The 13,001-nt window shown below is 34.5% G+C and carries 13 protein-coding genes; 11 read left to right on the forward strand and 2 right to left on the reverse strand.

What is annotated here, in order from left to right:
* Positions 1–148 precede the first annotated feature (148 nt).
* From COD11_RS13295 to COD11_RS13305, 3 genes are all read left to right on the forward strand, one after another.
* Positions 149–715, forward strand: a complete 567-nt coding sequence (locus COD11_RS13295) for a recombinase family protein (protein ID WP_066154495.1) — start codon at positions 149–151, stop codon at positions 713–715.
* A gap of 89 nt (positions 716–804) precedes the next feature.
* Positions 805–3,753: a Tn3 family transposase gene (locus COD11_RS13300; protein ID WP_066194381.1), complete on the forward strand. Its 2,949-nt coding sequence runs from the start codon at positions 805–807 to the stop codon at positions 3,751–3,753.
* A gap of 70 nt (positions 3,754–3,823) precedes the next feature.
* Positions 3,824–5,503, forward strand: coding sequence for a thioester domain-containing protein (locus COD11_RS13305; RefSeq protein ID WP_369689280.1), 1,680 nt, complete (start codon positions 3,824–3,826; stop codon positions 5,501–5,503).
* Here COD11_RS13305 and istB read toward each other — a convergent pair.
* Entirely contained in the window at positions 5,496–6,221 is a 726-nt protein-coding gene (gene istB, locus COD11_RS13310) for an IS21-like element helper ATPase IstB (RefSeq protein ID WP_098797386.1), read from the reverse strand. The genes COD11_RS13305 and istB overlap by 8 nt on opposite strands.
* A gap of 2 nt (positions 6,222–6,223) precedes the next feature.
* A complete protein-coding gene (istA, locus tag COD11_RS13315) occupies positions 6,224–7,633 on the reverse strand; it encodes an IS21 family transposase (RefSeq protein ID WP_098797387.1) in 1,410 nt (469 codons plus the stop codon).
* 163 nt (positions 7,634–7,796) lie between these two features.
* Here istA and COD11_RS13320 point away from each other — a divergent pair, with 163 nt between their 5' ends.
* The 8 genes from COD11_RS13320 (at position 7,797) to COD11_RS13355 (ending at position 12,912) form a co-directional block, all read left to right on the forward strand.
* The gene (locus COD11_RS13320; RefSeq protein WP_098797388.1) at positions 7,797–8,462 is read left to right on the forward strand and encodes a hypothetical protein; all 666 of its coding nucleotides are present in this window, start codon (positions 7,797–7,799) and stop codon (positions 8,460–8,462) included.
* Between the two features lie 54 nt (positions 8,463–8,516).
* The gene (locus tag COD11_RS13325; protein WP_098797389.1) at positions 8,517–8,900 is read left to right on the forward strand and encodes a hypothetical protein; all 384 of its coding nucleotides are present in this window, start codon (positions 8,517–8,519) and stop codon (positions 8,898–8,900) included.
* Between the two features lie 11 nt (positions 8,901–8,911).
* The gene (locus COD11_RS13330) at positions 8,912–10,153 is read left to right on the forward strand and encodes a CpaF/VirB11 family protein (RefSeq protein WP_098797390.1); all 1,242 of its coding nucleotides are present in this window, start codon (positions 8,912–8,914) and stop codon (positions 10,151–10,153) included.
* Positions 10,125–10,931 carry a hypothetical protein gene (locus COD11_RS13335; protein ID WP_098797391.1) on the forward strand — a complete coding sequence of 269 codons (807 nt, stop codon included), beginning with the start codon at positions 10,125–10,127 and terminating at the stop codon, positions 10,929–10,931. The genes COD11_RS13330 and COD11_RS13335 overlap by 29 nt, the downstream gene beginning before the upstream one ends.
* A complete protein-coding gene (locus tag COD11_RS13340; protein WP_098797392.1) occupies positions 10,928–11,662 on the forward strand; it encodes a hypothetical protein in 735 nt (244 codons plus the stop codon). The genes COD11_RS13335 and COD11_RS13340 overlap by 4 nt, the downstream gene beginning before the upstream one ends.
* 16 nt (positions 11,663–11,678) lie before the next feature.
* Complete coding sequence (locus COD11_RS13345; RefSeq protein ID WP_098797393.1) at positions 11,679–12,041, forward strand: hypothetical protein; 363 nt, start codon at positions 11,679–11,681, stop codon at positions 12,039–12,041.
* A 67-nt stretch (positions 12,042–12,108) separates the two neighbouring features.
* The gene (locus tag COD11_RS13350; protein WP_098797394.1) at positions 12,109–12,297 is read left to right on the forward strand and encodes a hypothetical protein; all 189 of its coding nucleotides are present in this window, start codon (positions 12,109–12,111) and stop codon (positions 12,295–12,297) included.
* 240 nt (positions 12,298–12,537) lie between these two features.
* Complete coding sequence (locus COD11_RS13355; protein WP_098797395.1) at positions 12,538–12,912, forward strand: hypothetical protein; 375 nt, start codon at positions 12,538–12,540, stop codon at positions 12,910–12,912.
* Positions 12,913–13,001: the final 89 nt, after the last annotated feature.

Raw genomic sequence — 13,001 nt, forward strand, 5'->3', positions numbered from 1 at the left:
TGTAACAATATTTATGAGAAATACTGATGCTTGATTTTACTAATTTTATAGGTTACCAAAAATAATTACCAAAAGTTTTACCAAATACTTTTACAAAAATGATGTCTCTTGTACAATTAGATTATTAAATTGTGCAGGAGGCTTCTTTATGATAATCGGTTATGCTCGAGTTTCGACAGTTGACCAAAATTTAGACCGACAAATTATATTACTTTCTGAGTACGGCTGTGAAAAAATGGTTCAAGAGAAATTTACTGGGACTACAAAGGATAGAGATGGACTTAACTCATTGCTAGATGTAATAAGGAAAGGTGATACCGTTGTAGTAGAAAGTATTTCACGCTTAGGGAGAAAAACACTTGATATTCTTTCTATTATTCAGCAATTCGAGGATACTGGTGTAAAGTTCGTTTCTATTAAGGAGAACATGGATACAAGAACATCAACGGGAAAAGCCATGTTTCAAATGATGTGTGTCATCGCAGAGTTAGAAAGAAATTTAATTGTAGAAAGAGTTAAAGAAGGGTTAGAAGCGAGTAAAAGAAGAGGAAAAAAACTAGGAAGGCCTAAAGTGGATCAAGGGAAAATTGAAATAGCCTTGAGGATGTATGACAGTAAAGAATACTCGGTAAAAGAAATTGTAGAAGGTACAGGACTTTCACAGGGATCATTATATCGAGCGATTAATAAAAGAAAACTAGTAGAAGCAAATTAATAATCTCTTATATTTTTAGGGAATTATGTGACGGACTAGGGCAGCTACTCTGTCACCACCCCCAACTTAATTTGAATGGAGTTGGTAATTTGGCATCTATAGAACGTACGGCTTATCCAAGATTTAAAAAACGTCCTACTTCAAAAGAACTTCGTGATGTTTACTCCCCTACACCTGAAGAAAACCAATTTGCGCATAAAGTTGCTAGAGGACCTGTTTCAGTTCTAAGTCTATTAGTTATGTTAAAGTCTTTCCAACGACTTGGTTACTTTCCTCGACCGAAAGATATTCCTGTAGAGATCATGATTCATATTCGGACCTGTTTGAATCTCTCTGCTAGTGTTGAACCGAATTACAATAGTAAATCAATTTACCGACATCAAAAAGCAATTAGAGATTACCTCAATGTACGTCCTTATGGAAAAGAAGCCTTACATATTGCAACTACTTCAATTTATAAGGCTACACAGGTAATGGACAATCCAGCCGATCTTATCAACGTATCCATTGAAATATTAATAAAAGAAAGGTGTGAATTACCTGCTTTTAGTACATTAGATCGATTGGCTCGTCGTATAAGAACATTAGTGAATCACCAGTTATTTAATTCAGTATTTTCAAAATTGACTCCTGAAATTGAGCGAAAATTAGATCAATTACTAGTTACTAAAAATGATAATCGGACTTCTGAATATAACTTATTAAAAGAAATTCCAAAAAGCGCAACACTTTCGCATATGAAAGAAATACAAAATAGGTTACTTCTGTTAACTGATTTTATAGAAGAAATTGATAGCTTACTAGAGGATATTCCAAATTTAAAAATTAAACACTTCGCTTTAGAAGCAAAAGCGCTTGATGCATCAGAATTAAAAGACTTTAATTTAGCTAAAAGATATATGCTGCTACTTTGTATGATTTATCGCTCAAAAATTTCAGCTATAGATAGTTTGGTAGAGATGTTTCTCAAAAGAGTCAGAACAATACATAACAAAGGCAAAGAGGAGCTAGAACTTCTTCGAGAAAAACATAGATCAAAAACTGAAAATCTTATATCTGTTTTGGCGGAAGTCTTAAATGCCACAAGTATAAATGAGAACGATACCTTGACTGGTCAGAAAATAAGGGAGTTATTAGGGAGAAGAGGTGGTATCGACGCATTAAAAGAAGATTGTGAATCAATTTCATCATATAATGGCAATAACTACCTTCCTCTTTTATGGAAGTTCTATAAAAGCCACAGGAAAACTCTTTTTAGATTGATTAGTATGATTGAAATTAATTCAACCACACAGGATCAATCACTTTTAGAAGCTTTACAATTTTTACGTGATAATGAGAACCGAAAAATTGAAAATCTACAAATAGATTTGGATCTTTCATTTGCTAGTGAACAGTGGAAAAAAACGATTTATGTACCTAAAGAAAATAACTTAATCCATCGTAAACACCTTGAAATCTGTATTTTTTCCTATCTTGCAAGCGATTTAAAAACGGGAGACCTTTGTGTAAAAGGATCAGAGAATTTTGCTGATTACCGTGAACAGCTCCTTTCTTGGGATGAGTGTAAACCTATGGTAGATGAATACTGTAAGGAACTTGGCTTTTCTTCAAATTCAGGGGATTTTGTTCAACAATTAAAGCTCTGGCTAGGAGATACTGCACAAAAAGTAGATTTAAACTACCCTGATAACGGCCAGGTAATCATTAATGAAAATGGAGAACCAACGTTGAGAAAAATAATGAGAAAAGAACAACCTCAGACAAGTAAGGCGTTAGAGGTAGTTATTTCTCAACGGTTACCTGAACGAAATGTCTTAGATATTCTTTGTAATGTAGAACATTGGACAAATTGGACACGGCATTTTGGACCATTATCTGGTTCAGATCCTAAGCTTGAAAATGCAATGGAACGTTATATCATTACTTCTTTTGGATACGGATGTAATTTAGGACCAACACAGACTTCTAAGCACATGAAAAAAGCAGTAACCCCACACATGATTTCATTTGTAAATCGGCGACATATTAATGCATCTAAAATAGACGAAGCTATTCGTAATATTTTAAATCAATACAATCAATTTAGTTTGCCTAGACTATGGGGTGATGGAAAAACGGCTGCTGCAGATGGAACAAAATTTGATCTCTACGAAGAAAACTTAATCTCTGAATACCACATTCGATACGGAGGTTATGGGGGGATTGCATATCATCATGTTTCAGATACTTATATTGCACTCTTTAGTCACTTCATTCCATGTGGAGTTTGGGAAGCAGTTTATATTATTGATGGTTTGCTGAAAAATAAATCAGACATTCAGCCCGATACGTTACATGCTGATACGCAAGGTCAATCAACGCCTGTTTTTGCACTTGCACATTTATTGGGGATTAATTTAATGCCTCGTATTCGAAATTGGAAGGATTTAAAATTTTACAGGGCTGATAAGGACACAAAATATCACCACATTGATCAGTTGTTTAGTGATACCGTTGACTGGGACCTAATTGAAACACACTGGCAAGATCTGCTCCAAGTGGTTCTTTCTATAAAAGCTGGTAAAATATTACCCTCTACACTACTTAGAAAACTAAGTAACTATAGTAGAAAAAACCGATTATATCAAGCTTTTAGGGAATTAGGAAGGATTGTAAGAACTGTATTTTTGCTTAAATATATTTCTGATATAAAACTAAGAGAGCAAATTGGTGCTAGTACAAACAAAGTCGAAGCATATAACGGCTTTTCCAAATGGCTATTTTTTGGTGGCGATGGGATCATTTCAGAAAATGATCCAGAAGAACAAGAAAAGCGAATTAAATATAATGATTTAGTTGCCAACGCAGTAATATTCCAAAATGTATGTGATATAACACTTATTTTGTGGGAACTTTCTAAAGAAGGCTATGTATTTTCAAAAGAAGATATTGTCATGCTTAGCCCTTATCTGACTAGGCATATAAAACGTTTCGGAGACTATATGATCGATTTAGAAAATATTCCACAACCAATCGAGGGAGATATTCCTGTATAGTATATAAGAAAGTAAAGAGCAAGAAAGGGTTATAAATGGTAAACAATACCATACTATGACCCTTTTTTACATGTATCTCGGTCGTACCCCCAATATATTATTTCCCTTTAATAATCAATCAAACATAGCGCACGCAGCAGCGCCTAAAGTTGAATATTTAGGGAAAGTAAGTTATTCATATTACACTGTTGGTAAGTTCAAGGTGAACGGCCAATATGCATTCTGTGTAGATCATGATAAATCAACTCCGCCAACTGGAAGTTCTTATACAGGGGGTAATGTTTACAATAACGAAAGTATTAGAGCAATTCTTTATTATGGTTATGGTGGTCAGGGGAACGTTGTGGGTACGAGTGATGCAGCATTAGTCGCTACATCATTAGCACTTGATACCGTTATGAACGGGAATACCTCTTCAGGAAGATCCACTGTCCCAGGCTATGATACTTTAATGAGTCATGCATCAAAGAAAGATGCCCCAAGTACTTCAGCATCTTTCAGCATAACAAAAGCAAGTACTACTATATCAGGAAGTGTACAAAAGTCTGAAACAATAAAGTTCAATGCAGATTCAAGAAATTCAATTACATTAAGAGTTCCTTCAGGAGTAACACTTCACTTAGGAAGCAGCACTTACACAAACCGTAATGTGACAATCAAAGGAGGTCAATCTTTCTATTTAACTGCCCCTTTAAGCTATGGTAGTGATGTAACATTTAGCAATATAAAACCTTCTCTAGGACCATATCAGGCTATTTTATTTCTACCATCCAATGGTTCTTATCAGAGGTTGGGCCAAGGGTTAATAACAGATCCCCAACCTTTGAAAACATTAACTGTTGATTTTCAAGTAAGACAAAAGAAAATTACAGTTCAACACATCGATAAACACACGAATAAGCTACTAACTAGCGAATCGTACACCCGAAATATTGGTTCTAGTTACAGTTTTTCTCCAAAAAGTAGTATTACAAGTGGCTCAAATAAATACTTACCTGTCGATAACAAAAGTCAATCAGGAACACTAGGTAATAGTGATATTACTTTGAAGTTTTATTACAATTTAGAACGAACGGTAACTGTAAGGCATATCGATGCTCGGGATGATCGATTAATTGCTTCTGAGAGTTATAAAAAGCTAAGAGGTCAAACTTATAGTTACGGTCCAAGAACAGATCTTAAAAAGGGGAGTTACACATATAGGCCATTATCTACAGCTAAGAAGACCGGAACAATAGGGGCAAGTAATATTACGATTGATTTTTATTATGATGTTCCTTTAATTAAAACAGGATTAGAAAAAATTCAAGTTTTTACTGCGCCAGCTAATGAAGGGCTGCCTGTTAAAGTCAATTTATCAAAGGAAAATATCTACCCTGAAAATAATAGCGACATGGCCAGTGCGAAATTAAATGTAGCTTTATATGATGGAAGTACTAAAATTGCTTCAAATACTTATACAGCAAAATCTCTTCCTAAAAGTATTGATTTTAAGGTTCCATCAAGTTATTTATCAGTAGATCAGAAAAAGGCTTATACAGTGAAGCTTGAAAGCTATTCGAAAAATGAAATTGATGTAATTTCAAATGCTTCTGCAATAACAACAGATGGCTATACATCATCACAAAAGACTCTCAATACAAACAACACTTCACTCTCTTTTACAGGGGTTGTATTTTGCAAGAAAAAAATGCAGAGTCGCGCAAGACTTTTTGCAGAGTTTTGCCACCCGATTTCAATACCTATCTAGCCTTAGACAATGCGTTTGATAGTCTATAACTTCCACCATTGAACGTTAGGACGTGTGCGTGGTGAATTAAACGATCTACTAAAGCAGCTGTTAATCTTGAGTCAATAAATATACGGTTCCATTGACTAAATTCAAGATTCGAAGTAATAATTAAGCTTTTCTGTTCATACCATTCTGCAATTAGTTGAAACAATAGTTCTGATCCTTCCTTACTGAACGGTAGATAGCCCATTTCGTCCAAAATAATTAAATCTACCTTTTCAAACCTTTTTCTAAAGGAAGCCAGTTTATCCTGTTTTAACGCCTGTTCTAATTGTTCAATGAGGAGAGAAACACGATAGAATCTCACCTCATATCCCACTTCACATGCTTTTCTTCCTAATCCTGTTGCTAAATGGGACTTTCCAGTCCCTGGTGATCCAATTAATACGACATTCTGCTTTTGCTTGATAAAGTCTAGGCTCATTAAACCATCTTTATCAATTTGTGTTGGAAATCGGATTCTCTCGTTCCATTCATAATTGCTTAAACTCTTAGAATCTAAGAATTTGGCGTTTTTTATAAGGCGCTGTACCTTTGCTTTATCACGTAAACGAAACTCTTCCTTAAATAACGCTTCTAAATACTGTGTCGGAGAGTCAAATGGAATTGTTTCGTAAATTTCCGAAACATAGGCTAACCTTAATGACTTACACATTGAACGGATAGTGTCGCTCATCATTACTCACCCCTTTCTAGTGGTGCCAAAGAATCATATTCCGACCAATCTAGCCCAAAGGGATTCTCATTCTTCCCAGAAATTAAATCATAAAATTCCTCATTAATTCTCTTCATATCATGTGTTACAAGTAAGTTAACTAATTCTAATAATCTTTCTTTACGAACCACTAAATCATCAACCATTAAGTAATCATTAACTCGACCCGGTAGGTATTTTTGATACCTTGAATAAGGTACTACTCTTGGTTTTCGAATCCAATCTTTGAAGATAGATACCCACGGAATAGCCCGTTTTTTGTTCATGTACGATCTAAAATCTTCTAATAAAATTTCCCCGTCGGGGGAAACAGCTTTAAATTTATCCCAATATAATACGAAATATATAAATGGATAATTTGATGCTTTAGGAATATGTATTAATGTGCTATCAATCTTGGCTTCATTAAACTTATTCACCTTTGCTTCAACTTCTTTAAAGATTGGATAATCTTCCGTTGGCAACTCCAGTAAAAAGTCCTTCTCTATATTCCAGAGGTCCTCAATCATTACTTCTTTTTCATAGTGAAGTCTTTGTCTATCATTTTGGAGCTGTTTACGAAGTGTTTCCGTTAAATCTTCAAAACTATTCATGACTGGAGATGTTGTAAAGAAGTTATATCGAATATAACCTACTTTGTTTTCCACACTACCTTTTTCATGACCACTGCGTGGGTTACACACCTGAACTTCAAATCCATAGTGATTTTGAAATTGGATAAAGGCATCAGTTAATTTTGCCTCTTCAGTTTTTGATCTTACTTTTTTAACAGCCGGAGTTAAATTGTCAATTCTAATTCTCCTAGGAACTCCCCCAGATTGAGTGAATAAGAGTTTCAATCCTTGAAGAAAACATTCTTGATTTTCAGATGGTAATGGGGCAGCGAATGCGGCATTACTATGCGGGTACGACATAACTAAAACATGTGTATCGATAAACTCCCCATCTTTAACAACCTCCATTACCCCGAAGTCTACTTGTGCTTCACTAGGAGGATGTTCCAATCGGTCATGTCCTTTATCTATTTCTTCGTTATGACTATTCTCCCAGTCAGATATAAAGTAACAGACCGTACGATAAGAGCCTTTGAAGCCTAACCCCAGTAGTTCATTAAATATTTGCTTCTTGGTTCGGCGTAACTTTTTCTTTAATTTGCTATCTTCGAATAGCCAATCTGAAACTATTTCTCCCCATTTATCTGTATACATCATTCCATTTGATTGTTTAATCTTAGAATCTGGTAACTGATCCTCGTCAGCATATTTCTTGGCAGTTCTCCAATTAATCCCTAATGTTTCCTTTATCTTTGTTATAGATAAGCCTTTTTTGTTTCTTAGGTGTTTGATACAATTAATATCAGACATTGCTAGCATCCTTTCATGTTCCTCCACTCTGTATTGATTCGACACCATTACAGTAGAGGGACTTGGGGTGGCTGGCAAGTCTTTTTTTTTGCACCTATTAAATAAGTGCGGAACTCTGCATTTTTACTTTGCAAAGCTCTGCACTTCTATTTTGCAATACACAGGGGTAATTATGACAGAGAGAGAAGTCGGAAAGAATATGGTTGTTTTTAACGAGAATTTACAAGTTAACTTGAAGAAGTTAGATAAAAAATTAACAGGATATGGATTTGAATACCCAATTGATGTTATATACAAAAATGATCTTGGACAAAAATTCACCAGTAAGTTTGAATTTCACGTACCAAAATCTTTAGTTGATTCTTATTTGACATATCCAGTAAGTAACAATCATTACAAAATCAGTTTTGATGAAACTAGCCACAATGAGAGTAAAAATCAATCGGTGCTAACAACAACTAAGCGATTTGAACTACCAAAAATAAACATTGAAAAAAGAACTGGTTATCTTTTCTCTAATTCACAGGTTGCTGGCAGAGATAGCCGAATAAAATATGACATTATCGATGGGGGACGAAAGTTTTACACTCCGATTTGGGGGGATCTTGGAACCTATCAGTTAGAAGCGAAAAACGTTGATCCTTTAGGTGTTCATAAAATTAGCGTGTCAATGAAACAAAACCTTGAAATCTATGCTTATATGTATGGACATATGGATTCTAATACTGGAAAGCAAGATGCCATTTATTTAAGACCAATTAATGCGGATGATCCTAAATATCCGGATAACTGGACAGCTGAAGATAAAAGACGTTTTGAAGAGTGGAATCGAAATTAAAAGTAAAAGGCCTAGAAAATTCAAATTCTAGGCTTTTTTTATTGGAGGAATAAGATGAAAGATTTCCCTTTTATGATCTTAATCATGTTCTTCGGCCTGTATCTTGTCTTGTTTACCTGCCATTATAAAATTGAAGAATTTCGGTATAATTCTCTAATTCTATCAATAACTGAGACTGCTAAAATAGCAGGTTTTCAAAGTTTAGATAATAGTGTCAGGGCCGAGACTGGTACTGTTGAAATTACAAGTGAGAATTTTGAAATGAGTTTCGAGAAAAAATTTCGAGATACTGTAAATGTGAAACTTGAAAATCCTAGATATTCTTACGATTACCTGAAAGCCGAAGACGGTACTATTATGGCTATAAGAGTTGTTGTTAAAGACGAGAGAGACAATCAATATCAAGCTACTTATATATCAGACATAGGAAATCGTTAAAGGAGGACGTAATGAAGAAAATTTCTGAGGATATTTTAAAAGACATAATCAATGATTTGAAAATAATTAATCCGGAATTGATGCTAGAGGCTTTTACTGATCCTATCGCCCGGGAAGCTTTAAAAAAGGTTATGCAAAATGATCTTCCAAAACGCCATAATGTCATTTTGAGAACTGAAGAACATATCGATTATGCTCTATCTGAGATTGTTGGCCTAGGAGTAATTGAAGAAATAATTAAAGATCCTTCAGTGACGGATATAAGTTATAACGGAACCGAATTAATCGTTAATACAAACAATGAAAAGTATGTGTATGACGAGCAAATTAGCGAAAACTACATTATTAAATTGATTCAAAAGTTTGCAAATGCAGTAGGGAAAGAGTTTACTCCTAAAAATCCAATATTGGATGCTTCATTAAATAATTTGCGTATCAATGCTGTTCACAAAAGCTTATCGCCTTTTGGTACTACAATGGCTCTTCGTTCTTCAAAAGCTGAAGCTATACTGAATGAAGGGAATTTTAAAAACTTTGCTCCTGAATACATGCTAGATTTTTTTGAAGCAGCAATTAAATCTCGCTGTAATATCATCATAGCAGGAGAGACAGGAACAGGAAAAACAGAGTTACAAAAATTCCTTGTTAGATATATAGATTTCGAAGAGAAGATAGTTAATATGGAAGACACTTTAGATAGTTATCTTAAAGAATTGTATCCTGATAAAGATATTCATAGTTGGCTTACTTCCCAATCTATTAGTTTTACTGACTTAATTAGAGCTGGTTTACGTAATAACCCTGTATGGATGCTTGTATCTGAAACACGTGGAAAAGAGGCCTACGAAATGCTTCAGGCGGTTTTATCAGGGCATAGAATTATTACAACTTTACACTCTGTTGATGCCAGGGCAATTCCAAAACGATTTATCAATATGATGAAGATTGGATATACCATCGATGAAGAATCTGTTTTAGAAGATATTTATAACTACTTCCAATTAGGATGCCATATTGAAAAGGCTCAAATTGAAGGAAAGGTTGTTCGATATTTGAGTGAAGTTGTAGAACTTAGACCGGATAAAACAGCCGTTACAGTATTCAAGCAGATCAAAAGAGGAGATGAGTTAATCCCAGTTATTGGAGAAATGAGTGATGAATTTATCCAAAATTTATTGAAGTTCGGTTGTGAAATACCAACTCTCGGAAAGGAGGAAGTTTTAGATGGCCAAGAAGAAAAAGTATACGCTTGATGAAGTAAATGCTCTTCGTATAGCTTACGGAAATCCTTTGCAAAAAAGAGAACTTGTCTCTACTCTTCTAATCCCTTTCTCAATTAGCGCTCTTTTTACATTTGCGCTTTTCTATTATTGGTGGTTAGCCCTTATCGTTGGGGTAGTTGCTATGATTTACGCATACAAAATTATGATGCCTCAAAACGCAAAAAGAGCTTATGAAGTAAATGCATTCCGAGAAAGAAATAACTTTGTAAATAACATTACGCAAATGCTAACCAATCAGGAAAGAACAGTTTTGGATGCTCTAAAAACAGTTACAGAAAGGGCCAATGGAGAGTTTAAAGAGGACCTTCTTGTATTGCAAGCTTCATTAGTTGATGCGAACGCAAAGGAGCAGCAAGATGCCTTTCAAGTTTTATCCGACAAATACAAAAACGATGTAATCTTTGATTTATTTGTAGAACAATTAGCAACGGCCTCCATAGAAGGCCGTTTTTCTATGGAAACATTAAAAGATATAAAATCCTATCACAATCAAGTAAAGAAAAAACAAGATGATTTTATGGCCAAAAAACATAAAGAAGCTTATAACTTCAAATTCATTGTAACAATCGGCCTTGTATTAATTATGGCAATAACATTTAGTTTTGGTTGGGATCAATTTGTAAATGTCTATGCTAGAAATCCGATTGGATGGGTGACTAGCGCAGCTTATTTAATTATAGTCGGAGGCTATTTTCTTGCATTCAGAAAGAAACTGGTTGACGACAATATTATGGAGGTGAACATATGAGCGAAACTACTATCGAGGCAAAACCTAGTATATGGCTTCGTGTTGCTGAACACAATCTTTACGATATGTGTAAGGAAATGGGATTTACCGAGGAACGGTTTATTAAGTATCAAAAGAAAAGATTCTTTAGAGCCGTCCTGTTTGGCTTCCCATTAATAATAGCAGCTTTCTTCTTTCAGTGGTGGTGGTCTTTAGCTGGCTTAGCGATAAGTGGTTTTCTGTGGTGGAATGAATATAATCGTGCCAAAAAATTTTATGGGAATTTTAATTTTGAGAAACAACTTCAATTTTCAAAATTCACAAGGATGCTAATCCCTTTTTTATTACAAACGGATGCTACCCTTTACAGTGTATTTACTAGATTATTAGACCGTTTAGAGCCAGGCCATGTTAAAAACTCTTTGGAGCGTTTGTTAATTGAAATGAATGAATTTCCAAATTCAGAAGAGCCGTTTGTACGTTTTGCAAAAGATGCCTCCGGTACAGATAGTTCAATTTTATTTATGACAACTTTGTATGACTTTCATCAAAATACTTTTGACCATTCAATCATTATGGAACTTGGCCAGCTATCAAGTGAACAGCTGTTTGAAGGTGTTGACGAAATTATTACTTATAAGCTTCGAAAATTTTCAATGTATCCAACAAAATTAACAATGGCCAGCTTTGTTATTACGTTAGGTTATGCAATATGCATGATTTCAGAAGCTTTCTCTACTGGATTACTATGATAAGGAGGTAGGTTCTATGTTAGAAAGTTCAACCATGGAAATGGGGAAGCTTTACATTTCTTTGTTTATTATCTTTTCTATGGTATCTCTAGCGTTATTTTTCTCTGAAATCAATCACGCTAATGATTTTAAGCAGTATGTAAATTATCAAATAGAAAGGAATGGTGGTCTTACCGGGGAAGCGATTGAAAAAGTAGAAGCCTACAATCAGGACCATTTTAAAGGTAAATTTAAAATCCAAAGTCCACAAATGAATCAGCAGTTTTCATTTGGAAAAGAAGTAGATTACACCATTAATTCAACACATAAATTTTTCTTTTTACCTTTATTAAGTAAAAATATTTCAGTTAAAGGATCAGCAATATCTCAAATAAGATAGTTTCCTGGGTTTATACTTTCCCTTCTAAAAAAAAGTGAAAAAATTTAAAAAACAGGAGTGGTAATTAATGTTAGATCAAAACACAGATCGTACGTATTGGATGATTGGAGCAGTTGTTGTCGTTGCTATTTTAATAGGTGCTTCTAAAGTAGCTTTTCCGGACCTTTTTAATAAAGTAATTACTAAATTTACTTCAACATTAACAGCAGGTTTTGCTCAATTTCCTATCGATTCTATTATGAGTTTCTTTCAATAAATCATGCTTGAACAAAACACAGACCGGACTTATTGGCTAATCGGGATGGTCTTGGTTGTGGCTGGCTTAATTGGCTTGTGTTCTATAGCATTTCCGGAAATCAACGATTTGGTAATTACTAGATTTAAAGGGATGGTACCGAAATTTTAAAACTAATAGGAGGTGGTGCTTGGATTTTTATATATGTACTAAAGAGAAAATGGCCAATCTGTAATAGAGAAAAGAGAAGGGGTATTTTAAATGGTGAAAGGTTCAAAAAAAATTTCAAAACTTATTCTTACTGCAGGATTAACAACAGCTATCTTGGTTCCAACTGTAGCAAGCGCAGCTGGAGCTACACCAAGCCAAGTTTTCAAAGAGTTTGATAGTTTTAGATATAATTTCACCCTGGATTTAAGGAACAGTACAGAGCGTCAAATCACTGGTCTAAACAATAAAGCCAAAGATTTAAATAAGGATTATCAATTGATTGAGGAAAGGGCTAACAATCAGATTAAAGAGTTAGAGAAGGCTCGTTCGTCAGAAGTTACCAAACTCACGAATAGATTGAAAAATGCACAAGCTGCTAAAGGGGTAGCGTCAGGGAAATGCGGATTTACAACGGTAAGCATTTGATACAAGTCTTATGAGACAGTCAGAAGTCATTTAAAACGCTAATTTCATTATGTCTCAATAAACTCTACTCTATTGGAATTGTGAAGTGA

Source organism: Bacillus sp. AFS040349 (assembly GCF_002577655.1).
Classification (GTDB): domain Bacteria; phylum Bacillota; class Bacilli; order Bacillales; family Bacillaceae; genus Metabacillus.